At 72.5% G+C, this 21,856-nt stretch carries 18 protein-coding genes; 3 read left to right on the forward strand and 15 right to left on the reverse strand.

Annotation, left to right across the window (positions count from 1 at the left end; genetic code table 11):
* Positions 1–3: 3 nt before the first annotated feature.
* The 7 genes from rpsP to ACFVAJ_RS15930 all read right to left on the reverse strand — a co-directional run bounded on the left by rpsP (position 4) and on the right by ACFVAJ_RS15930 (position 9,091).
* The gene (gene rpsP, locus ACFVAJ_RS15900) at positions 4–432 is read right to left on the reverse strand and encodes a 30S ribosomal protein S16 (RefSeq protein WP_376945748.1); all 429 of its coding nucleotides are present in this window, start codon (positions 430–432) and stop codon (positions 4–6) included.
* Between the two features lie 172 nt (positions 433–604).
* Positions 605–2,095 carry an aminopeptidase P family protein gene (locus ACFVAJ_RS15905; RefSeq protein ID WP_376945750.1) on the reverse strand — a complete coding sequence of 497 codons (1,491 nt, stop codon included), beginning with the start codon at positions 2,093–2,095 and terminating at the stop codon, positions 605–607.
* The gene (locus tag ACFVAJ_RS15910; protein WP_376945752.1) at positions 2,092–3,420 is read right to left on the reverse strand and encodes an alpha/beta fold hydrolase; all 1,329 of its coding nucleotides are present in this window, start codon (positions 3,418–3,420) and stop codon (positions 2,092–2,094) included. The genes ACFVAJ_RS15905 and ACFVAJ_RS15910 overlap by 4 nt, the downstream gene beginning before the upstream one ends.
* Positions 3,417–4,382: an ABC transporter permease gene (locus tag ACFVAJ_RS15915; protein ID WP_376945754.1), complete on the reverse strand. Its 966-nt coding sequence runs from the start codon at positions 4,380–4,382 to the stop codon at positions 3,417–3,419. The genes ACFVAJ_RS15910 and ACFVAJ_RS15915 overlap by 4 nt, the downstream gene beginning before the upstream one ends.
* The gene (locus ACFVAJ_RS15920; protein ID WP_376945756.1) at positions 4,379–5,359 is read right to left on the reverse strand and encodes an ABC transporter permease; all 981 of its coding nucleotides are present in this window, start codon (positions 5,357–5,359) and stop codon (positions 4,379–4,381) included. Before ACFVAJ_RS15920 ends, ACFVAJ_RS15915 begins: the two co-directional genes overlap by 4 nt.
* The gene (locus ACFVAJ_RS15925; RefSeq protein ID WP_376945758.1) at positions 5,356–7,308 is read right to left on the reverse strand and encodes a dipeptide ABC transporter ATP-binding protein; all 1,953 of its coding nucleotides are present in this window, start codon (positions 7,306–7,308) and stop codon (positions 5,356–5,358) included. Before ACFVAJ_RS15925 ends, ACFVAJ_RS15920 begins: the two co-directional genes overlap by 4 nt.
* Before the next feature lie 19 nt (positions 7,309–7,327).
* Entirely contained in the window at positions 7,328–9,091 is a 1,764-nt protein-coding gene (locus ACFVAJ_RS15930; RefSeq protein WP_376945760.1) for an ABC transporter substrate-binding protein, read from the reverse strand.
* Between the two features lie 176 nt (positions 9,092–9,267).
* On the opposite strand from ACFVAJ_RS15930, the gene ACFVAJ_RS15935 reads away from it, so the two are divergent.
* Together ACFVAJ_RS15935 and ACFVAJ_RS15940 are read left to right on the forward strand one after the other, a co-directional pair.
* Positions 9,268–10,206 carry an ornithine cyclodeaminase family protein gene (locus tag ACFVAJ_RS15935; RefSeq protein ID WP_376945762.1) on the forward strand — a complete coding sequence of 313 codons (939 nt, stop codon included), beginning with the start codon at positions 9,268–9,270 and terminating at the stop codon, positions 10,204–10,206.
* Positions 10,206–11,189 carry a proline racemase family protein gene (locus tag ACFVAJ_RS15940; protein ID WP_376945763.1) on the forward strand — a complete coding sequence of 328 codons (984 nt, stop codon included), beginning with the start codon at positions 10,206–10,208 and terminating at the stop codon, positions 11,187–11,189. Before ACFVAJ_RS15935 ends, ACFVAJ_RS15940 begins: the two co-directional genes overlap by 1 nt.
* Before the next feature lie 189 nt (positions 11,190–11,378).
* Here ACFVAJ_RS15940 and ACFVAJ_RS15945 read toward each other — a convergent pair whose 3' ends face one another.
* From ACFVAJ_RS15945 to ACFVAJ_RS15975, 7 genes are all read right to left on the reverse strand, one after another.
* The gene (locus ACFVAJ_RS15945) at positions 11,379–12,872 is read right to left on the reverse strand and encodes an aldehyde dehydrogenase (NADP(+)) (RefSeq protein WP_376945764.1); all 1,494 of its coding nucleotides are present in this window, start codon (positions 12,870–12,872) and stop codon (positions 11,379–11,381) included.
* A 49-nt stretch (positions 12,873–12,921) separates the two neighbouring features.
* Entirely contained in the window at positions 12,922–13,923 is a 1,002-nt protein-coding gene (locus ACFVAJ_RS15950; RefSeq protein ID WP_376945765.1) for a proline racemase family protein, read from the reverse strand.
* A gap of 34 nt (positions 13,924–13,957) precedes the next feature.
* Positions 13,958–14,890 carry a dihydrodipicolinate synthase family protein gene (locus ACFVAJ_RS15955; protein ID WP_376945766.1) on the reverse strand — a complete coding sequence of 311 codons (933 nt, stop codon included), beginning with the start codon at positions 14,888–14,890 and terminating at the stop codon, positions 13,958–13,960.
* Positions 14,891–15,012: 122 nt separating this feature from the next.
* Positions 15,013–16,473 carry an FAD-dependent oxidoreductase gene (locus tag ACFVAJ_RS15960; RefSeq protein ID WP_376945767.1) on the reverse strand — a complete coding sequence of 487 codons (1,461 nt, stop codon included), beginning with the start codon at positions 16,471–16,473 and terminating at the stop codon, positions 15,013–15,015.
* Positions 16,470–16,784 (reverse strand): (2Fe-2S)-binding protein, encoded by a 315-nt coding sequence (locus ACFVAJ_RS15965; RefSeq protein WP_376945768.1) that lies wholly within the window; start codon positions 16,782–16,784, stop codon positions 16,470–16,472. Before ACFVAJ_RS15965 ends, ACFVAJ_RS15960 begins: the two co-directional genes overlap by 4 nt.
* Positions 16,781–17,938 carry an NAD(P)/FAD-dependent oxidoreductase gene (locus ACFVAJ_RS15970; RefSeq protein WP_376945769.1) on the reverse strand — a complete coding sequence of 386 codons (1,158 nt, stop codon included), beginning with the start codon at positions 17,936–17,938 and terminating at the stop codon, positions 16,781–16,783. Before ACFVAJ_RS15970 ends, ACFVAJ_RS15965 begins: the two co-directional genes overlap by 4 nt.
* Before the next feature lie 123 nt (positions 17,939–18,061).
* Positions 18,062–18,727 (reverse strand): GntR family transcriptional regulator, encoded by a 666-nt coding sequence (locus ACFVAJ_RS15975; protein ID WP_376945770.1) that lies wholly within the window; start codon positions 18,725–18,727, stop codon positions 18,062–18,064.
* A gap of 172 nt (positions 18,728–18,899) precedes the next feature.
* Here ACFVAJ_RS15975 and ACFVAJ_RS15980 point away from each other — a divergent pair, with 172 nt between their 5' ends.
* Entirely contained in the window at positions 18,900–20,069 is a 1,170-nt protein-coding gene (locus tag ACFVAJ_RS15980) for a glutamate--cysteine ligase (protein WP_376945771.1), read from the forward strand.
* Between the two features lie 55 nt (positions 20,070–20,124).
* Here ACFVAJ_RS15980 and ffh read toward each other — a convergent pair whose 3' ends face one another.
* Positions 20,125–21,708, reverse strand: coding sequence for a signal recognition particle protein (gene ffh / locus ACFVAJ_RS15985; RefSeq protein ID WP_376945772.1), 1,584 nt, complete (start codon positions 21,706–21,708; stop codon positions 20,125–20,127).
* Positions 21,709–21,856: the final 148 nt, after the last annotated feature.

The raw sequence follows: 21,856 nt of genomic DNA on the forward strand, positions 1-21,856 counted from the left end.
GGCTTACGCCTCGTCCGTCGCGGTCTCCGCAGCCTCGGCCTCTGCCTCGGCGGGGGCCTCTTCGGCCTTGGGTGCCGGCTTCTCGGCCTTGGGCTTCAGCACCGGCTTCTTCTTCTCGTCGGCGACGAACTCGACCTTGGCGGCCTTCGTCTGCACGGTCGAGACGGCGTTCGCGTCGCCCTTGAACTTGCCCCAGTCGCCCGTGAGCTTGAGGATGGCGGCGACCTGCTCGGTCGGCTGTGCGCCGACGGAGAGCCAGTACTGGGCACGCTCCGAGTCGACCTCGATGAACGAGGGCTGCTCGGTAGGGTGGTACTTGCCGATCTCCTCGATCACACGACCGTCGCGCTTGGTGCGCGAGTCGGCGACGACGATGCGGTAGTACGGCGCACGGATCTTGCCGAGACGCTTGAGACGGATCTTGACAGCCACGATTCTCCTGAATGTGTAGAAAGGTTGAACCGATCGCCTGGAGCGTGGGGTGCACACCCGGCGGAAGCTCGAAAATGGTCGGACCACGGCCTGATAGAGGGTCGGGCGGCGATCCAACCCCCTATTCTGCCAGATTCGGCGGTCTCCCGCGAACCGGCGCCGCGTCGGCGCGTCATCGCAGACGCGCCATCCACTCCTCGATGCCGTCGGCGTCGATGGGCAGCCCGGCCGAGAGCACCTCGCTGCCCTCGCCGGTGACCACGAGGTCGTCCTCGAGGCGCACCCCGAGGCCGCGGAGCTCGGGCGGGAGGGTCTCGTCGAAGGCGTGGAAGTAGAGCCCGGGTTCGACGGTCAGCACCATTCCGGGGCGCATCTTCGCCCCCTGGTAGGCGGCGTGACTCGCCGTCGAGCAGTCGTGCACGTCGATGCCGAGGTGGTGCCCGACCCCGCACACGATGTAGCGGCGGTGCTGCTGGCCCCCCGGCGAGAGGGCCTCGTCGACCGAGACCGGCAGGAGCCCCCAGTCGGCGAGTCCCGTCGCGAGCACCTCCATGCAGGCGGTGTGGAAGTCGGCCCAGTCGCGACCCGGTCCGACGGCCGCGAGGCCCGCACGGTGCGACCGCTCGACGAGGTCGTGGACCTCCCGCTGCGCCGTCGAGAACCGCCCCGATGCGGGCAGCGTCCGCGTGACGTCGGCGGTGTAGCCCGAGCGGCGCTCGACGCCGAGATCGAGCAGCAGCAGGGCCTCGGGGTCGACGTCGCCCTCTGCGCGCACCCAGTGCAGGACCGGCGCGTGCGCGCCCGAGCCGACGATCGACGCGTAGCCCACCCCGGCGCCGAAGGTGCGCGCGTGCCGGTCGAAGGTGCCCTGCAGCCAGCGCTCTCCCCCGCGGCGCACCGCCTGCGGGATCTCGAGCGCGGTCGCGGCGAACCCGTCGATCGTCGTGTCGACGGCCGCGCGCAGCTCCTCGAGCTCCCACTCGTCCTTGATCATGCGGAGCTCGGCGAGCACCCGGTCGAGCTCGGACGAACGGGGGCGGGTGCTGAGCGCGGCGGCCGGGCCCGAGGCGGCGGGCGTGCCGGCCAACAGGGCGTCGGCGGGCAGTTCGAGCTCCTCGAGGCGCCGGGTGCGCACGCCGAGCGCGTCGCCGTACTCGCGGAGACCGGGCATCGGGCCGACCCAGAGTTCGCCGCGGAGCGGGTCCGCGAAGAATCCGGCGTCGCCCGGGCGGAAGGGTGCCGGCAGGTACAGCGTCGCCTCGTGGCCGCCCGCGACCGGGTCGAGCACGAGCACCGCATCCTCGATCGCGGCGCCGACGAGCCACAGGAAGTCGCTGTCGGCACGGAACTCGTACGCGTTGTCGTTCACCCGCATGGGCGCCCGGCCCGCGGCGACGGCGAGCACGCGGCCCGGCAGCGCCTCCCCCAGCCGGCCCCGGTGTCGAGCGCCGGCCTCGGCGGCGCCCGACGGCACGACCGGCGTGCGATCGGCCTCGCCCCAGCCCTGGAGCATCCACTCGCTGAAGCCGGGCGCCTCGGCGAGCCGCGGCATGCGCGGGTCGGGCTCGGCCGGCTGCGGCATCGATCGCGCAGGGGCGGCCGGCGCCGCCGTCGCGGGCACGACGAGTTCGGCGACGGCGTCGGGGGCGTCATTGGTGGTCATCGGGTCTCCTCCCGGCCCGCGGTGCGCGGGCCATCCGGTGCTGGTGCCATGCCGAGGCGGACCTCGAGGGCGGTGAACAGTCGCTCGGCGACGTCGCCCTGGTGCAGGCCGTCGTGCTCGAACTCATTGGTGATCCACGCCTCGAGGGCGCCGACGCGTGCGGCCGTCTCGAGCGAGAGACCCGCATCCACGTACATGTCGTCGTGGTAGACGGCCGCCTGGACGGGCACCTCGTTCGCGGCGAGGCGCGGCGGGTCGTAGAGCGCGATCGGCACCCGCGACCCGGCGAGCCGCTCGACGCCGGCACGGAAGCCGCGCAGCGCCCGGATCTCCTCGAACATCCACGGGAACACCATCTCACCGGTGAAGCGCAGCGGCCGAGCCGCGGGGTCGAAGTCGGGGTGGGCCGCCCGGGCTCGCTCGGCCGCCCATGCGGTCGGCCCCTCGCCGTAGATGCTCTCCTGCAGCGCGATGAACAGCGGGTTGCGCTCGAAGCCGGTGAGCCGCTGCACCTCGGCGAGGAAGGTCGTCGACAGGCGCGTCTCCGAGGCATCCGCCCAGGCTTCGTCGAACACCCAGTGCACGCGGTCGAACCCGACCGCCATCCCGAAGTCGAAGCCGAGCGTCTGGAGTCGCCGCACGGTGAGCCGGTCGCCGTCGGGGAGGCGCACGTCGTGCGCGTCGAGGTGGTCGGCGACCCGGCCGATGCGTTCGACCAGGTGCGGGAAGCGACGGTCGAAGGCCGCGTTCTTCGCGCGCACGCGTGGGAAGGTGCGGGCGTAGACCTGCTCGGCCGAGGGGTCGAGCGACGGCAGTCCCCCGGCGATCGCCGCCGCGACGATCGCGTCGGGGGCGACCGAGAGGTAGTGGAGCGTGAGGAACCCGCCGTAGCTCTGGCCGAGCGTCCACCAGGGCTCGCCGTCGTAGTGGGCCTTCCGCACCGCCTCGAGGTCGCGCACGATCGAGTCGGCGCGGTGCAGCGAGAGCCGGCGGGCCTGCTCGGCCGCGTCGAGGGCGGCGAACGCGTCGCCGTCGAGCGGCGTGGAGCGCCCCGTCCCCCGCTGGTCGGGCAGCACCACGCGGAACCGTTCGAGTGCGGCCGCGAGGAAGCCGTCGCGGCCGGTCGGCCGGGGCGACTTGCCGCCCGGTCCGCCCTGCAGGTAGACGAGGAGCGGCAGGCGCTCGTGCGCGCGGCGGGCGTCGACGAGCTCGCGCGAGAACACCCGGATCGTCTCGCCGTCGGGGTCGTCCCAGTCGAGCGGGACGTCGGTCCACAGCTCGCGGGCGAGGACGTCCCGACCGACGAGGTAGCCGGCGCCGCTCATCGTGCGGCCGTCCGCACGCGCGAGTCGAGCACGGCGTAGAGCAGGTCGACGACGAGGTTGGCGACGACGACGAAGACGCCGCCGAGGAGCACGATCGCGATCACCACGGGGCGGTCCTGCATCGCGACGCTCGTCACGGCCAGGCTGCCGACCCCGAGCAGGCCGAAGACCTGCTCGATGACGATCACGCCGCCGAGCATGAGGCCGATGTCGATGCCGAGCTGCGTGACGAGCGGCGGCATCGCACTGCGGAACGCGTGCGTGTACGTGATCCGGCGCTCCGTGAGGCCCTTCGCGCGCGCCGTGCGGATGTAGTCCTGGCCGAGCACCTCGAGCATCTGGCCGCGGGTGAGCCGTGCGTACACCGCCGCGACGACGAGCGCGAGCGTCGTCCACGGCAGGATCAGGTGCCACGCCCAGCCGAGCGGATCCTGCGCGAACGGCACGTACCCGCCGGGCGGGAACAGCGTGACCCCGGCCTTCGTCGGCAGGAAGTACAGCAGGAACAGCGCCATCATGCCGAGCACGAACGTCGGGAAGCTGATGCCGACGATCGCGAAGCCCTGCCCGAGCCGGTCGCGGAGGCTTCCCGGGTGCTTCGCCGAAGCGATGCCGATCGGGATGCCGATCGCGAGCCACAGCACGACGGCGCCGAACACGAGCGACATCGTCACCGGGATGCGCGCGTACAGCAGGTCGGAGACCGGCAGGCCCGAGCGGTACGAGAAGCCGATGTCGCCGCGGAGCAGGTTGCCGATGAAGTTCAGGTACTGGACGTAGATCGGCTGGTCGAGCCCCAGCTTCACGCGGATCTGCGCCATGAGCTCCTCGGTCGCCTTGTCGCCCGCGATGATCCGGGCGGGGTCCGACGGCGAGACGTAGAAGAGCACGAACACGAACACGCTGAGCAGGAACAGCACGAGCAGGCCGAAGCCGACGCGCGAGAGGATGAAGCGGGTCATTTGCCCTTGCCCCCCTTCGATGCGGCGGGGTCGAGCGCATCGCGCAGGCCGTCGCCGAGCAGGTTGAATGCGAGCGTGAGGGCGAGCAGGGCGCCGCCGGGCACCACGACCATCCACCACGCGATGAGGTAGAGCGACCCGTTCGCCGCGTCGGCGAGCATGTTGCCCCAGCTCGGCGTCGGCGGCACGATGCCGAGGCCGAGGAACGAGAGCGTCGCCTCGAACACGATCGCCGACGGGATCATGAGGGTCGTGTAGACGATGATCGGCACGACGAGGTTCGGCAGGATGTCGCGGAACATGATCGACACGCGACCCGCGCCGAGGGAGCGCGCCGCCTCGACGAACTCGCGGTGGCGGAGCGCGATGACCTGCCCGCGGATGACCCGGGCGAGCCCCGTCCAGCTGAAGAACACGATCACGGCGATCGACAGCGGCAGGCTCGGCCCGAGCACTGCGACGAGCGCGATCGCGCAGAGCAGGAAGGGCACGCTCATCACGAGATCGGTGATGCGGCTGAGGACCGTGTCGACGGTGCCGCCGAAGAAGCCCGCGACGACACCGACCACGACGCCGATGAGCGAGGCGGCGATCGAGGCGACGACGCCGACGAGCAGCGACACCTGCGCTCCGTACGCGAGCCGGACGAGGACGTCGCGCCCGAGCTGGTCGGCGCCGAACAGGAACTCGGCGGACGGGCCGACCGGGATGCCGGAGGGGCTGAGCCCGGTCTCGCGGAACTGCTCGGTCGGGCCGTGGCCCGTCCACGCCGCGACGAGCGGTGCACCGAGTGCGAAGGCGACGATGAGCAGGATGACCGCGATCGAGGCGATGCTCGCCGGGTCGCGGCGCAGCCGCGCGAAGGTCAGCGACCACGAGCCGCGCAGCTGCACGTCGGCGGCGTTGCGCGCCGCGATCGCGGCGGTCTTCGGCGTGGCGAGCCGGGGGGCGGGGGGCTTCGAGGTCGAGGTGCTCATCGGCGGGTCCCTCCGATCGCGGGCTCCGGCAGGAGCACCGGCGCGGGACCGGCCTCCCTGGGCCGCGCGGCGCGCACGAGCTTCCGTCTGGCCGGCGTGTGCGGGATCTCGGGCGCGGCCGCCGCGAGCAGGCGCTTCGTGAACGGCTGCTGCGGGTCGCGGTAGAGCCGATCCGCGTCGTCGAGTTCGATGATGCGTCCGCCCTCCATCACCGCGATGCGGTCGCAGACGTGGCGCACGACCGACAGGTCGTGCGAGATGAACAGGTAGGTGAGTCCGAGGGTGCGCTGCAGCTCGTCGAGGAGGTTCAGCACCTGCGCCTGGATCGACACGTCGAGCGCCGAGACGGGCTCGTCGAGGATCACGAGCTCGGGCTTCAGCGCGATCGCACGGGCGATGCCGATGCGCTGGCGCTGGCCGCCCGAGAACTGCGACGGGAAGCGGTTGTAGTGCTCGGGGTTGAGGCCGACGAGCTCCATGAGCTCCTGCACCTCGGCGCGGCGCTCGACGCCGGAGGCGAGCCCGTGGATCCGGAACGGATCGCCGATGATCGAGCCGACCCGGCGTCGCGGGTTGAGCGAGCCGAACGGATCCTGGAACACCACCTGGACCCGGCGACGCAGCGAGCGCCACTCGCGTCGGCCGAGCGTCGAGAGCTCGTGGCCGTCGAAGGTCACGCTGCCCGAGGTCGGCGCGACGAGCCCCGCGATCGCGCGGGCGAGCGTCGTCTTGCCGCAGCCCGACTCGCCGACCAGCCCGAGGGTCTCGCCGCGACGCACCTCGAGCGTGATGTCGTCGAGCACGACCCGAGCTGGGGCGCGGCGCTGGGGGAACGCGAGCTGCAGCGACTCGACGCGGACGATCGAGGCGTCGGCGGCGGGGTCGTCGGAGCGGGCCTCGACCGCGGGCGGCGGTTCGGGCGCCGGCGGTTCGCCGGGTTCGCCCTCGAGCCAGCACGCGACCTCGGTGCCGTCGTCGTAGCGGCGGAGCGGCGGGCGCTCGGAGCAGATCGACATCGCGTCGGGGCATCGGGCGGCGAACGCGCAGCCCGCGGGCGGGGCGAGCAGGCTCGGCGGCCGGCCGCCGATCGGCACGAGCGGGGTGCCCGGCTCGCGGTTGAACGAGGAGGAGCGGAGCAGGCCCGCGGTGTACGGGTGCGCGGGCGAGCCGAGCACGCTCGCACTCGTCCCGAGCTCCATACGACGACCGGCGTACATCACCATCACCCGGTCGGCGACCCGGGCGAGCACGCCGAGGTCGTGGCTGATCATCACGACGGTCGCCCCGAACTCGCGGCGCATCTCGTCGAGCAGGTCGAGGATCTGCGCCTGCACGGTGGAGTCGAGCGCCGTGGTCGGTTCGTCGGCGATGATGAGCGCCGGCCCCAGCGAGAGCGCCATCGCGATCATCACGCGCTGCCGCATCCCGCCCGAGAACTGGTGCGGGTAGGCGTCGAACCGCGCCGCGGCGTCGGGGATGCGGACGCGTTCGAGCAGCTCGATCGCCCGCGCCTTCGCCGCCTGGTGCGAGATCTTCTCGTGGGCGCGGATCTGCTCGACGATCTGCCAGCCGACGGTGTACTGGGGGTGCAGGCTCGAGAGCGGATCCTGGAAGATCATGCCGATCTCCCGGCCGCGCACCGAGCGCATCGCCTCGCCGTCGAGGGCGAGCAGGTCGCGGCCGCGGAAGTCGACCGTGCCGCTCGTGCGCGCACCGGCGACGAGCCCCATGATCGACTGCACCATCACGGATTTGCCGGATCCCGACTCGCCGACGATGCCGAAGAACTCGCCCTCGTGCACGGCGAAGGAGACGTCCTGCACGGCATGCACGGTGCCGTCCTCGGTGGGGATGTCGACGACGAGATTCGAGACCTCGAGAAGCGCCATTGCGTGGTCCTTTCCTCCGAGCGGGCGACCGGCCTCACGGCCGGCCGCCCCACGGTTCATGGATGACTCGTGACCTGCGTCAGCCGTTCAGCCAGACGTTGGTCCAGTCCCCGTTCTGGCTCTGCGCGTACTCGACGAACCCGCCGACGCGCGCCGAGTGGTAGTTCGGCTTGAGCCGGTAGGCGATGCTCACCATCGGCGAGTCCGCCATGACGGCCTCGTCGACCTGGTGCCAGAGGTCGCCGGCCTCCTCGGGGGTGGCGGCGGCGAGCGCCCGCTCGGCGAGCGCGTTCGCCGCGTCGCTGTCGTAGTCGACGTAGTTGTAGGTCTGCGGCGTGCCGTCGAAGACGAACTGCGGCTGGAAGACGCTGCGCGCGGCACCGCCCTGCCAGTCGGGCGACCAGCCGACGAGCGCGATGTCCCAGGCGCCCGAGGTCGCGTTCTCGGGGTTGGTCATGAAGTTCGCGTAGTAGTCGGTCGGCGGCACCGGCGTGAGCTCGACGGTGATGCCGGCGCGTTCGAGGCTGGCCTGCACGGTCTGCGCGATGTCGGGCTGGGTGCCCACGTTGCGGTACGGCAGTTTGAGGGTGATGCCGTCGGGGAAGCCGGCTTCGGCGAGCAGCTGCTTGGCCTTCTCGGGGTCGCCCTTGCCGTCGTTCGCGGGGTACGGGTCGTATGCCTCGTAGCCGAGGATGCCGGGCCCGAAGATGCCGTTGGTGACGCCGGCGAGCTCCTCGCCCCCCATGGTCTGCACGACCGCGGTCTTGTCGATCGCGTACTGCAGCGCCTGGCGGAGCTTGAGATCGGCGAGCGCGCCGCCGTTGTTCGGCGACTTGGTGTTGATCCACATGAACTGGTCGACGCCGCCGTTCTCCATCGTGGAGAACTTGTCGTCGTTCTGCGCCTTGAGCTGCTGGATGTTCGCGGGGCTCGGAGTCAGGTCGAACAGCAGGTCGGCGGAGCCCGCCTGCAGCTGCTGCATCGCGGCGTCGCCCTCGACGCCCATCGTCATCTCGATCGAGTCGACGTAGGCCTTGCGCAGCGGGTCGCTGTCGGGGTTCCATGCCTCGTTGCGCTCGAGCACGAGCTTGGCGTCGGGCGTGTAGTCGGCCACCTTGTAGGGGCCGGAGGAGACGAAGCTGCGGCGGAACTCGGGCGAGTCGGGCAGGTTGTCGAGCGCCTCGATGGGGGCGGGGTCGGCCGCGTCGAGCGAGAGCATGAAGGGGAAGTCGCTCGCGGGCTTCGTGAGCGTGAACACGACGGTGGTGTCGTCGGGCGTCTCGATGCCCGTGATGTCGGTGTTCTCGATGTACTCGCGCATGGGGTCGACCTCGGGGGCGACGGCGGCGAAGCCGGTGCAGAACTCCTCCATGCCCTCGATCAGGCCGGTGAAGTACCCGGCGAGCGCACCGGAGATGAGCGGGTTGCAGAGCCGCTTGATCCCGCGCTCCACGTCGGCTGCGACGATCGCGCGCTCGCCGTCGGGGGCGCCCCAGGTGATGCCGTCGCGCAGCGTGATGCGGTAGCTCAGGCCGTCGGCACTGGGTTCGGGCACAGCCTCGGCGAGGTCGGGCTGCAGCACGATCCGCTCGGCGGCGTCGTTGCTCGCCGAGTAGCTCAGCAGTGAGCGGGAGATCGAGCGCATGACGTTGTAGGTGGGCACGTACGCGACGAGCTGGGGGTCGAGGTGGTCGACGTCGCCGTTGGCGAGGACCTTGAGCGTGCCGCCGGTCTTGGGTTCACCCCCGCCCGCGGACTCGTCGGTCGATGGCGCGCACGCGGCCAGCGCGAGCACCGTGGCGACGGTGAGGGCGGTGGCAGGCACGAGGAGCTTCCGGGACATCGGTCACCTTCGGGTTCATCCGTGCCGCGATGCCGGACAGCACCGCGGATCGCCGGCTGCGACGGGGGCCTGCGGCCGCCCGGCCCCTCCGATGGGGCCCGGCGAACCTCGGACGCGCTTCGTCGAACAATCCGCGATGTGTGGCATATTACACATCACACAGTAGGATTGTCGACATGACCGATGTCATCGCCGCCATGCGGGTACTGGATGCCGCGGCGCTCCGCGCCCGCGTCGACCTCCCCCACGCCGTCCGCGCACTGCAGGATGCGCTTCGCGCCGGATTCGACCCTGACGACGATCCGCCGCGATCGATCGTCGACGTCCGGCACGGGCAGCTGCTGCTGATGCCGGCCGACCTCGGGCGCTACGCGGGGCAGAAGCTCGCGACGGTCGCCCCCGCCAACCCCGGGCGCGGCCTCGAACGCATCCAGGCCGTCTACATCGTGATCGACGCCGAGACCCTCTCCCCCGTCGCCCTGCTCGACGGCACCGAGCTCACGAACCTGCGCACCCCCGCGATGTCGGCCGCGATGCTCGACCTCGTCGCCGAGCCCGACGCCGCGAGCCTCGTGGTGTTCGGCACCGGCCCGCAGGGCGTCCGCCACGTCGAGGCGATGCGAGCCATCCGCCCGGTCGAGCGGGTGCGCTTCGTCGGCCGCGATCGGGGTCGGGCCGAACGCGCGGCGGCGGCCGTCGGGGCCTCCGGCCTCGACGTCGCCGTCGGCACCGCCGACGATGTCGCCGACGCCGACCTCGTGGTGTGCGCGACGACCGCGCGCGAACCGCTCTTCGACGCCGCCCTCGTGCGCGACCGCACCGCCGTCGTGGCCGTCGGATCGCACGAGCGCGACGCCCGCGAACTGCCGGGGGCGCTCCTCGGGCGTGCGCAGGTGATCGTCGAGACCGAGCGGGTGTCGCGCACGGAGGCCGGGGATGTGATCATGGCCGTCGAGGAGGGGCACCTCTCCGCCGGCGACGTCGTGGCGATGGCCCGGATCGCGACCGGAGACGTCGCCGTGGCGCGTGACCGTCCGCGGGTCGTGAAGACCTGCGGCATGGGATGGCAGGATCTCGCGGTCGCCGCGGCCGCGATCGAGGTGGAGGGCGCGTGATGCACTGGAGCACCGAGGACTGGCACACGGCCGGCGAACCGTTCCGGATCGTCGAGGGCGTCGCGACCGATGGGGCGACCGTCGCCGAGCGGCGGGTGCACGCGATGACCGGCGAACCCGATGCCGTGCGCCGCTTCCTCTGCCTCGAGCCACGCGGCCACGACGACATGTACGGCGGGTTCATCACGCCGCCCGACGACGACGGCGCCGACTTCGGCGTGCTGTTCTGGCACAAGGACGGCTTCTCGACCGCCTGCGGGCACGGCACCATGGCGCTCGGGGCCTGGGCCGTCGCCACCGGGCGCGTCGACGCCCCCGACGACGGCGAGGCCGTGGTCGTGATCGACGTGCCGAGCGGACGCGTCGAGGCGCGCGTGCAGCGCTCGGGGGGCGTCACCACGGGCGTCGTCTTCCGGAACGTGACCTCCCGCGTGCTCGCCCGCGGCATCCCCCTCGCGACGAGCCGCGGCGAGGTGCTCGTCGACCTCGTCTTCGGCGGCGCCGTCTACGCCACCATGCCCGCCGCGTCGCTCGGCCTCGAGGTGACGCCCGCGCACACGACCGAGCTCATCAGGCTCGGCCGCGAGATCAAGTGGGCGCTGAACGACCACCCCGCCGCGCAGCTCGACGACGACCGGCTCTCGGGGGTCTACGGCACGATCCTCGTCGACGAGCTCGGCCGCACCGACGACGGCCCGTGGCAGCGCAACGTCACGGTCTTCGCCGACGGCGAGGTCGACCGCAGCCCGTGCGGCTCGGGCACCGCCTCGCGCGTCGCGTTGCTCGCCCACACGGGCGAGCTCGCCGACGGCGAGACGCTCACGCACGACTCGATCATCGGCACCCGGTTCCTCGCGCGCGTCGCCGAGCGCACCGCCGACGGGGTCATCCCCGAGGTCACCGGTCAGGCGTACCGGGTCGGCCGCTGCGAGTTCGAGCTCGACCCCGCCGACCCGCTCGCCGAGGGCTTCAGCCTGCGCTGACCGCCCGCGCCCGGCGCGTCGTGCACCGCACGGCTTCAGGAACACGACCGCCGCTCAGGACGATCCATGAGATTCCGTCCTGAGCGGCGAACTTCTTCCTGAAACGGAGCGTGGCGCGGGTGCGAACCACGACGGCGGATGCCCCGGGGTCGACCCCGGGGCATCCGCCGTCGCCTTCGCGGTCGGTGCTCAGTGCTCGCCGGTGAGGCTCCCCCACCCGCTCGAACGACCCGCGGCGCTGCGCCGCTGCGGCACGCCCCAGGGGTTGTCGTCGCGGAGCGGCGCCGGGAGCAGCGCCTGCGGTGCGTTCTGGTACGCGACGCCGCGGAGGAACCGGGTGATCGCCGCGGTGCCGACGCTCGTCGCGTCGCTCGTCGTCGCCGGGTAGGGCCCGCCGTGCTGCATCGCGCTCGTGACCGAGACGCCCGTCGGCCAGCCGCCGAACAGCACCCGGCCGCTCGTCTCGGCGAGGGCGTCGACGAGGTCGGCGAGGCCGCCGTCCGCGAGCTCGGCATCGCTCGCGTGCAGCGTCGAGGTGAGGTTGCCGGGGAACAGCTCGCGCTGCACGGCGGGGAGTTCGGCCGCGTCGTCGTAGCGGACGACGATCGAGAGCGGCCCGAACGACTCCTCGAGCAGTTCGTCGCGGTGCTCGCGCAGGGTGGCGAGGTCGACCTCGACGACGGTCGGGGTGGCGAAGCGCTGCTCGGCGTCGTCGACGCGCACCGCGCCCTCGGCGAGCACGGTGACCCCGGGGGCGCCGAGCACGGCGGTGCGGCGCCCCTCGAAGGCGCGGCCGATGCCCGGGTTCAGCAAGCGGTGCTCGGCCAGCGATGCCGCCGCCTCGCCGACGGTGCCGAGCTCGGCGCCCTGCGGCACGAAGAGGAAGCCCGGCTTCGTGCAGAGTTGGCCCGCCGACCCCGACACCGAGGTGAGGAAGCCCTGCAGCAGCGCGGGGTCGCCCGCGACGGCCCCCGCGGTCGCGTAGACGGGGTTCACACTGCCGAGCTCGCCGAAGAACGGGATCGGACGCGGACGCGACGCGGCGAGGTCGGCGAGCAGCCGGCCCACGTGCGTCGACCCGGTGAAGGCGCCCGCGCGGATGCGATCGTCCTGCAGGAGGTCGACCCCGGCCTGCTGGCCCGCGACCACCTGGAAGACGCCCTCGGGCATGCCCGCCCCGGCGAGCGCGGCGGCGACGACCTCGCCCGTACGGCGCGAGAGCTCGGGATGCCCGGAGTGGGCCTTCACGATGAGCGGGCAGCCCGCCGCGAGCGCCGCCGCCGAGTCGCCGCCCGCGACCGAGAAGGCGAACGGGAAGTTCGAGGCGGCGAAGTTCAGCACGGGGCCGACGGGCTCGAGCACGCGCCGCACGTCGGGGCGCGGCCCGATCACGTACTCGGGGTCCGCGTCGTCGATCCGCGCGTCGAGGTAGCCGCCGTCGACGATCACCTCCGCGAACAGCCGCAGCTGGTTCGTGGTGCGGCGCACCTCGCCGGTGAGGCGCGCCTCGGTGAGGCCGGTCTCGCGCATCGCGATGGCGATGAGCTCGGCGGATGCCGCGTCGAGCGCGTCGGCGACGGCGACGAGTGCGGCCGCCCGGGCCTTGGGCTCGGTCTCGGCGAAGGGCCGGGCGGCGTTCGCCGCCCGACCGGCGACGGCGTCGAGGTCGATCTCGGTGGTCATGCGTGGGTCTCCAACTGGTCGGAATCGGGTGGCGTCGTCGGCGGGACGCTCAGAAGACGAATCCCTCCGGGAACGGGTCGTCGTCGTCGAGCAGGTACTGGCCGAGGCCCGTCACCCAGGCGCGGCCCGTGATCGTCGGGACGACCGCCGGGATGCCGCCGACCTCGGTCTCGCGGATGAGTCGCCCCGTGAACTCGGTGCCGATGAACGACTCGTTGACGAAGTCGGTGTCGAGTGCGAGCTCGCCCCGGGCGAAGAGCTCGGCCATGCGTGCGCTCGTGCCGGTGCCGCACGGCGACCGGTCGAACCACCCGGGGTGGATGGCCATGGCGTGCCGGGAGCGGACGGCGTCGGAACCGGGCGCGATGAACTCGACGTGGTGCACGTGGTTCGCCCCGGCGATCACGGGATGCTGCGGCGGCGCCTGCGTGTTGATCGCGTCCATGATCGCGAGCCCTGCGCGGAGGATGTCGTCCTGCCGGGCGCGGTCGAACGGCAGGCCGACGGCGTCCAGCTCGACGAGCGCGTAGAAGTTGCCGCCGAAGGCGATCGAGTACGGCACCTCGCCGTACCCGGGCACCTCGATCGAGGCATCCAGCCGCTCGGTGAAGCTCGGCACGTTCTCGATGGTGACGTGCTTCGCACGACCGTTCTCGACCGCGACGCGCGCGATGACGAGGCCGGCCGGCACGTCGAGCCGGATCTCGGTGACGGGCTCGGTCACCTCGACCATGCCGGTCTCGACGAGCACCGTCGCCACGCCGATCGTGCCGTGCCCGCACATGGGCAGGAACCCGCTCGCCTCGATGAAGACGACGCCCCAGTCGGCGTCATCGCGCGCCGGCGGCTGCAGGAGCGCGCCCGACATCGACGCGTGGCCGCGGGGCTCGTTCATGAGGAAGCCCCGCAGCCCGTCGAGGTGCTCCATCGCGTAGAGCCGTCGGTCGTTCATGGTCGCGCCGGGGATCCGGCCGACACCGCCCGTGACGACACGGGTCGGCATGCCCTCGGTATGGGAGTCGACGGCTTGGATCACCCGGCGCGCGCGCATCAGGCCTCCACCACCGAGACAGGCGCAGCGCGCATCAGGCGAGCACCGCCTGGCGTGCCGCGAGCGCGGCGAGGGCGCGCTCGGTGTCGGCGGTGACCTGGGCGTGCTGCTCGGCCGAGAGCGGGCCGCGCGGCGGGCGGGTCGGGCCGCCGTAGGAGTTGCCGCAGATGTCCATCGAGAGCTTGATGGCCTGCACGAACTCGGTGCGCGAGTCCCAGCGGAAGACCGCGACGAGCTGCTCGTAGAGCGCCTTCGCCTCGTGCCACTTGCCGTCGGCGCAGAGGTTGTAGAGCTCGACGGCCTCCTTCGGGAAGGCGTTCGGGTAGCCCGCGAACCAGCCGACGGCGCCGTTCACCATGAGCTCGAAGAGCACGTCGTCGGCACCGGCGATGACGTCGATGTCGCACTGCTCCTTGATCTCGTAGACCCGGCGCACGTCGCCCGAGAACTCCTTGATCGCGACGACCTCGGGGATCTCGGCGAGCTTCGCGACGAGCGAGGGCACGAGGTCGACCTTGGTGTCGAAGGGGTTGTTGTAGGCCATGATCGGCAGCCCGACCTTCGCGACCTCCTGGTAGTGCGCGATGACCTCGGCCTCGTTGGCGCGGTAGAGCGTCGGCGGCAGCAGGAGCACGCCGTCGGCGCCGTCCTCCTGCGAGATCTCGGCCCACTTGCGCGCCTGGTGGCTGCCGACGCCGTGCACGCCGGCGATCACGATGCCGCGGCCGTCGACGGCCTCGACAGCGACCTGGATCACCTTGCGACGCTCTTCGTCGGTGAGCGACGAGTACTCGCCGAGCGAGCCGTTCGGGCCGACGCCGCGGCAGCCGTTCGCCATGAGGAAGTCGACGTGCTCGCCGAACTTGTCGTAGTCGACGGCGAGCCCGGCGGGCGCACTCGCGTCCTCACGGAAGGCGAGGGTGGTGGCGACGACGACACCGCCCAGGTCCATGTTCTTCTCGGTCATCGGGGTTTCCATCCTGTCGGTCTCGATGCGGGTCTGGTGGGTCTCGGGGCGTCGACGGGACATCCTCGACCTCAAGTAATGTGTAATATATCACGCACTACGAGGAGATGTGCGGTTTCCCGTCAATTCTCCCCGCACGTCGGCCGATCCGACCCGCCGAGTTCGCCGAGCCTCACGGGCGCGAGCAACGGGCGGCGATCGAAGCCGGTCGCGCTGCCGCGCTCCGCACCGGCGTTCGCACCGTCGACGGCCTCCCCCGCCTCGTCGGCGCCGGCCGCCGACGCCCGCGCCTCGGCGACGATCGCCTCGACCGCGCGTCCGCAGGTCCGCGCCTGGCAGGGCCCGAGCCCGGCCCGAGTGGCGAGGCGCATCGCCCGCAGGGGTACCTCGGCGCGTTCGACGATGGCCCGCTTCGCGACCGCCTCGCAGCGGCAGACGATCGTGTCGTCGTCGAGCCACGCCGTCCAGCCGGGGCGGATGCCGTGCGCCGTCTCGAGCCGCCGCGCGAAGCGGCGCATCCGGTCGCGGACGCGGAGCGCGTCGCGCAGCCGGGGATCGTCCTGCTTGACGCCCGCCGCGCGGAATCCCGCGATCGCGCCCTCCGCGAGCGCGGCCTCGGCGCCGCCGATGCCCGTCACCTCGCCGGCGGCGAACACCTGCGGGTGCGTCGTGCGCTGCGCGTCGTCGACCACGACGAAGCGCCCGCGGCGATCGCCGGCCACCTCGCAGCCGAGCATGATCGCCGCCTCGAGCCGCGGGGTGAACCCGTGCCCGAGCGCGACGGCGTCGCACTCGATGACGCGCTCGGTGCCGGGCAGCGGCCGCCAGTCGGCGTCGAGCCGTGCGACGACCGCGCCCTCGACCCGCTCGTCGCCGAGCACGCGGACGACTCCGCTGCCGATCCGGTACGGGATGCGGTGGCGCACGAGCGCGCCCGCGTACTCCGCGAGCTCGCCCGACTTGCCGAGGAGCTGCCACGGCTTGGGCAGCCAGCCCTTGGCGAGGGCTCCGACACGGGATGCCTCGTGGACGCCGACGACCTCCGAGCCGACGAGCGCCAGCGACTGGGCGACGGGCAGCAGGAACGGCCCCGCCCCGGCGACGAGCGTGCGCCGCCCGACAGAGACGCCGTCGCGCTTCGCGAGGGCCTGGGCGGCGCCCGCGGTGGTCACCCCGGGCAGCGTCCACCCCGGGATCGGCAGGGCGAGGTCGTGGGCTCCCGTCGCGATGACGAGCGCATCGGCCTCGACGACCACGGCATCACGGCCGGCGCCGTCGACGGGGCCGACGGCGGCGCGGAGCACCACGGCACGGCCCGCCCCATCGGCAGGCTCGCACAGCTCGACCGACCACACCGCGGCACCCGAGTGCACGTCGGCGCCGGCGAGCGCGGCCTGCAACTGCTCGAAGCGCCGCGTCCCGTGCTGCATGCGCGGATCGGTCAGCCCCGGGCGATGGCGCCAGAACTGCCCGCCCGGACGCGCGCCCTCGTCGAGCACGGTCACGTGCGCGCCGGCGGCGAGCGCCGCCTCGGCGGCGGCGAGTCCGGCCGGCCCGGCCCCGAGGATCGCGACGCGGGTCATCCGCGCACCTCCCGTTCGATGCGGTCGCCGGCGACGGCCTCGCGCTGGCACGCGCGCACGCCTTCGACGCCGTTGACGGTGACGAGGCAGTCGTGGCAGACCCCGATGCCGCAGAAGACACCGCGTTCGCCCTGCTGCGCGCCGCGCCACGCGACCCGGCCCGAGCCGAGCAGCACGCCGGCGATCGTCTGGCCCGCGCGCCCGGAGACCGCCTCGCCCTCGACGAGGATCTCGACGGTGCCGTTCACGCCCGGCACACCGCTCGCGCCGACCGCCCGGATCGCGTCGCGTCCGTTCCTCCCCCCGCTCACGCGGCCGCTCCGATCCCCGGGCGCCCCGGCAGGAACGGCACCGGGTCGAGCGAGGTCGGTGCGCCGAGCACGGCGTGGGCGACGAGCTCGGCCGTCGCCGGGGCGAGGCCGATGCCGGCTCCCTCGTGCCCGGTGGCGTGGAAGAGCCCGCCGATGCGAGGGTCCTCCCCGATCACGGGCAGATGGTCGGGGGCGTACGGGCGGAACCCGAAGTAGCTGCGGAGCAGGATGGTCTCCTCGAGGAAGGGGAAGAGCCGGGTCGCCTTGGCCGCGATCGCACGCACCGGGTCGACCCCGGGGCGCTCGTCGAAGCCCACGCGCTCCCGGCTCGACCCGATGAGCACGGTGCCGCCGGGGGTCGACTCGACGACGGTCGAGGTCTGCAGCGCGGCATCCCCCGAACCGACCGCCCCGACGTAGTCGGCGTCGTAGACCTTGTGAAAGACCCGCTGGGGCATCGGAGCAGTGACGAGGATGACGCCGCGGCGCGGCCGGATGTCGATCGGCGCGCCGAGGCGGCGGCCGAGCTCGCCCGCCCAGGGGCCCGCGCAGTTGACGACGGCGTCGACCTCGATCGGGCCCGAGGTCGTCTCGACGGCCGCGATGCGTCCGCCCGCGGTGCGCGCGCCGGTCACCTCGGCGACGAGGAGGCGGGCACCCCGCCGGATGGCCGCGGCGGCGAGGGCCTGGGTCGTGTTCGACGGCTGCAGCTGGGCGTCGTCGGGGTAGTGGATCGCGAGGGCGACCTCGGGCGAGAGGTGCGGCTCGGCCGCGAGCAGCGCCTCGGCGTCGAGCTCCTCCGCCCGGATGCCGATTCCTCGCTGCGCCGCGGCGAAGCGGCGCAGCGCCTCCTCTCCGCCCGAGAACGCGACGACGACGCCGCCCTTCGCCTCGAACTCGGTCTCGGGCTGGCCGCCCGCACGCTCGGCGTCGAGCCGTTCCGCGAGCGCCCGCCAGCGCGCGTTCGAGTGGATGGCGAGGTCGGCCTCGGGTCCCGGCTCCTTGTCGCTCACGAGCAGGTTTCCCTCGCAGCGGCTCGACGTCTCGCCGGCGATGCCCACCCGGTCGACGAGCACCACCTCGGCGCCCCGCTCGGCGAGTTCGAGGGCACACGCGGCGCCGACGACGCCCGCCCCGATCACTGCGATCCGCATCGTCGCCCCTTTCCTGCCCGGCGACGGAGATCACCGCGCGGTACGTGACATATTACTCACACGATGCGGTCTCCACACGCTCGATTCGGCCGATGCCGAAACGGGTGAACGACGCGGCCGCGGTCAGCCCTCGTCCTGGCCGCTCCAGAGCCCGGCGACGTGGCCGACGTGGCGGCGCATCAGGTCTTCGGCGGCGATCCCGTCGCCCGCCACGAGGAGCCGAACGAGCTCGGTGTGCTCGAGCGAGGAGGCCACGAGCGCGTCGCTCTCGGCCAGGTTCACGAGCCCGACGAGTCGCGTCTGCTGCCGCAGCTCGCTCACGAGCCGCACGAGGTGCCGGTTGCCGGTGAGCTCGAGCAGGGTGAGGTGGAAGGCGGTGTCGGCCTCGAGGTAGTCCTCGAACCGGCCCTCCCGACCGGCGGCGACGATCTCGGCCGCGAGCTCCTCGAGCCGGGCGACGGTCGCGTCGGGCAGGTTCCCCGCGAGCTGCCGCATCGGCGGGGCCTCGAGGAGCACGCGCACCTCGCCGAGCTCCTTGAGCTCGTCGAGCGAGATCTCGGTCACCCGGAAGCCGCGGTTGCGGATCGGGCTGAGGAACCCGCGCCGGGCGAGGTTCAGCATCGCCTCGCGCACCGGCGTGGCACTCACGCCGAACTCCGCGGCGAGCGTCGGCACCGTGAGCACGGTGCCCGGGGCGAACTCGCCCGCCACGATCCGCGACGAGAGCGTACGCTCGACCTGTTCGCGCAGGCTCTGCACCTCGAGCAGCCGCATCGGCTCGGGGCTCACGGGGTACCCACCTGGCGAGATGTCATGCGGCACATCGTACTCCAGTCCGGGAGTCGAGCCGATGATCTCGGTCCCGGCGTCATCCCGCGTCGCGCCGGCGATCGGCGGGGTGCACCGTGGGATGATTGGCGCACGGGCCCCGCCCCCCGCGCGACCCTGAGGAAGGGCCGCCATGCCGATCGAGTTCGCGCAGTCCCGACGATCCACCGTCGGCCTCGAATGGGAGATCGCGATCGTCGATCGTGCGACCGGCGAACTCGCCTCGATCGGCGATCGGGTGCTCGAGCTGCTCGATGCGGACAGCCCGGGCGGCAAGCACCCGTCGATCACCTCCGAGTTGCTGACGAACACCGTCGAACTCGTGAGCGGGGTGCACACGACCGTCGCGGGCGCCGTGCGCGACCTCGAGCAGCAACTCGCCGAGGTGCGCGCGGTCATCGACGGGCTCGGCGACTACGAGCTCATCTGCAGCGGCTCGCACCCCTTCAGCCAGTGGTACGACCAGCACCTCACCGACAAGCCGAGGTACCACAAGCTCATCGAGCGCACCCGCTGGTGGGGTCGCAACATGATGATCTGGGGCGTGCACGTGCACGTCGGCCTCGAGGATCGCGACAAGGCGCTGCCGATCCTCGACGGGCTGCTCGCCTACCTGCCGCACCTGCAGGCGCTCAGCGCCTCGAGTCCGTTCTGGGCGGGCGTCGACACGGGCTACGCGTCGAATCGCGCCCTCATGTTCCAGCAGCTGCCCACCGCCGGACTCCCCTACCCGCTCGCCGACTGGGCAGCCTACGAGCGCTACGTCGGCGACCTCGTGCGCACCGGCGTCATCGAGGACCACAGCGAGGTCCGCTGGGACATCCGCCCCTCGCCCCGCTGGGGCACCGTCGAGGTGCGCGTCTGCGACGGCGTCTCCACCGCGGCCGAGATCGCGGCGATCGGCGCACTCGTGCAGTGCCTCGTCGAATGGATGTCCACGCGGCTCGACGACGGCGGGACGCTCACGGTGCTGCAGCCCTGGTACGTGCGCGAGAACAAGTGGCGCGCGGCCCGGTACGGGCTCGCCGCCGAGGTCATCACGGATGTCTCGGGTACCGAGAAGCCCGTCGCCGACGACCTGCGCGAGCTCCTCACGACCCTCGCACCCATCGCCGAGCGGCTCGGCTGCGCGGCCGAGCTCCAGGGGGTGCGCGCGACCCTCGACGCCGGCGCGAGCGCGCAGCGACAGCTCGACGTCGCGCGAGCGGCGGGCGGCGACCTGCGGGCCGTCGTCGCGCACCTCGCCCGCGAGCTGCGCGAGGGGGTCGCGCCGCAGGGCGACCGCGAGGCATCCGCCCACTGAAACGCACCGCCGCGTCGCGCGACGCCGTGCGCCGGCGACCCGGCGGCTCAGCGGCTCAGCGGCCGCCGAGCATCTTCTGCATCGCCGCGAGGTCGGCCTCGCTCGGCGCGCCCTTCTTGGCGCCGCCGAGGCCGAAGCCCGAACCGGTCGGCGCCTGCCCCTGGCCGGCCGGCGTGGCGCCCGACGCGATGGCCTGGTTCTCGGCCGCCCGCTTCGCAGGGTTGCCCGAACGTGAACCGCCCGACTTCTTCTTGGCCTTCGCGGCCTGGCGCTTGCCGCCGCCGTAGCCGCCGGCGCCCGGGATCGGGCCCATGCCGGGGATCTGCGGCACGCCGCCGCGGGCGACGGTCTTCATCATCTTCGCGGCCTGCTCGAAGCGCTGCACGAGCTGGTTCACGTCGGTGACCGTCATGCCCGAACCCTTCGCGATGCGCAGGCGCCGCGAGCCGTTCAGGAGCTTCGTGTTCTTGCGCTCGGCCGGGGTCATCGACTGGATGATCGCCTCGGTGCGCACGATCTCGCGCTCGTCGAAGTTCTCGAGCTGCTGCTTCATGCCGCCCGCGCCCGGCAGCATGCCGAGCATCTTCTTGATCGAGCCGGCGCCGCGCAACTGCTGCATCTGAGCGAGGAAGTCGTCGAGCGTGAACTGCTCGGTCGCGAGCTTCTCGGCGACCTTCAGCGCCTCTTCTTCGTCGAAGGCCTGCTGGGCCTGCTCGATGAGGGTGAGGATGTCGCCGAGGTCGAGGATGCGGCTCGCCATGCGGTCGGGGTGGAACGGCTCGAAGTCGTCGAGGCCCTCGCCGGTCGACGCGAAGATGATGGGGCGACCCGTGACCGAGGCGACCGAGAGCGCTGCGCCGCCGCGCGCGTCGCCGTCGAGCTTGGAGAGCACGACGCCCGTGAAGTCGACGCCCTCCTGGAAGGCCTTCGCGGTCGTGACCGCGTCCTGGCCGATCATCGCGTCGATGACGAAGAGCACCTCGTCGGGGTTCGTCGCCTTGCGGATGTTCGAGGCCTGCTTCATCATCTCGGCGTCGACGCCGAGGCGGCCGGCGGTGTCGATGATGACGACGTCGTGCTGCGCGCGGCGCGCCTGCTCGACGCCCGCCTTCGCGACCTTCACGGGGTCGCCGACGCCGTTGCCCGGCTCGGGCGCGAAGACCGGCACGCCGGCCTGCGAGCCGACGACCTGGAGCTGGTTGACCGCATTCGGGCGCTGGAGGTCGCTCGCGACGAGGAGCGGCGTGTGGCCCTCCTTCGCGAGGTGCTTCGCGAGCTTGCCCGCGAGGGTCGTCTTGCCGGCGCCCTGGAGGCCCGCGAGCATGATGACCGTCGGCGGGTTCTTCGCGAACTGCAGGCGGCGCTGCTGGCCGCCGAGGATCGCGACGAGCTCCTCGTTGACGATCTGCACGACCTGCTGGGCCGGGTTCAGGGCCTTGTTGACCTCGTCGCCGAGGGCGCGCTCGCGCACGTGCCCGGTGAACTGCTTGACCACGTCGAGCGAGACGTCGGCGTCGAGGAGGGCGCGACGGATCTCGCGCACCGTGCCGTCGACGTCGGAAGCGGAGAGCTTGCCCTTGGTGCGGAGGTTCTTGAAGGTCTCCGCGAGGCGGTCAGACAGGTTTCCGAAGGTAGCCATGGTGCCTCCGATTCTACGTGCCCCGGCGAACGACTTTTCTCAGGACCGGGGTCCCCGAACTCATGGTTTCTCAGGAGTGCGACGACTCGGGCGCGGCGCGTCGCGGCATCCGCTCCTGAGAAGCGGACGGACGGCCGACCTCGTTCCT

This window comes from Agromyces sp. NPDC057679 (assembly GCF_042799635.1).
Classification (GTDB): domain Bacteria; phylum Actinomycetota; class Actinomycetes; order Actinomycetales; family Microbacteriaceae; genus Agromyces.

Excerpts from the sequence above, each read along its gene's own strand:
- ffh (WP_376945772.1), bottom strand. The coding sequence starts at position 21,708 with ATGGCTACCTTCGGAAACCTGTCTGACCGCCTCGCGGAGACCTTCAAG.
- ACFVAJ_RS15910 (WP_376945752.1), bottom strand. The coding sequence starts at position 3,420 with ATGAGCGGCGCCGGCTACCTCGTCGGTCGGGACGTCCTCGCCCGCGAG.
- ACFVAJ_RS15905 (WP_376945750.1), bottom strand. The coding sequence starts at position 2,095 with ATGACCACCAATGACGCCCCCGACGCCGTCGCCGAACTCGTCGTGCCC.
- ACFVAJ_RS15980 (WP_376945771.1), top strand. The coding sequence starts at position 18,900 with ATGCCGATCGAGTTCGCGCAGTCCCGACGATCCACCGTCGGCCTCGAA.
- ACFVAJ_RS15930 (WP_376945760.1), bottom strand. The coding sequence starts at position 9,091 with ATGTCCCGGAAGCTCCTCGTGCCTGCCACCGCCCTCACCGTCGCCACG.
- ACFVAJ_RS15920 (WP_376945756.1), bottom strand. The coding sequence starts at position 5,359 with ATGAGCACCTCGACCTCGAAGCCCCCCGCCCCCCGGCTCGCCACGCCG.
- ACFVAJ_RS15970 (WP_376945769.1), bottom strand. The coding sequence starts at position 17,938 with ATGCGGATCGCAGTGATCGGGGCGGGCGTCGTCGGCGCCGCGTGTGCC.
- ACFVAJ_RS15950 (WP_376945765.1), bottom strand. The coding sequence starts at position 13,923 with ATGCGCGCGCGCCGGGTGATCCAAGCCGTCGACTCCCATACCGAGGGC.
- ACFVAJ_RS15960 (WP_376945767.1), bottom strand. The coding sequence starts at position 16,473 with ATGACCCGCGTCGCGATCCTCGGGGCCGGGCCGGCCGGACTCGCCGCC.
- ACFVAJ_RS15955 (WP_376945766.1), bottom strand. The coding sequence starts at position 14,890 with ATGACCGAGAAGAACATGGACCTGGGCGGTGTCGTCGTCGCCACCACC.
- ACFVAJ_RS15915 (WP_376945754.1), bottom strand. The coding sequence starts at position 4,382 with ATGACCCGCTTCATCCTCTCGCGCGTCGGCTTCGGCCTGCTCGTGCTG.
- ACFVAJ_RS15940 (WP_376945763.1), top strand. The coding sequence starts at position 10,206 with ATGCACTGGAGCACCGAGGACTGGCACACGGCCGGCGAACCGTTCCGG.
- ACFVAJ_RS15945 (WP_376945764.1), bottom strand. The coding sequence starts at position 12,872 with ATGACCACCGAGATCGACCTCGACGCCGTCGCCGGTCGGGCGGCGAAC.
- ACFVAJ_RS15935 (WP_376945762.1), top strand. The coding sequence starts at position 9,268 with ATGACCGATGTCATCGCCGCCATGCGGGTACTGGATGCCGCGGCGCTC.
- ACFVAJ_RS15925 (WP_376945758.1), bottom strand. The coding sequence starts at position 7,308 with ATGAACCGTGGGGCGGCCGGCCGTGAGGCCGGTCGCCCGCTCGGAGGA.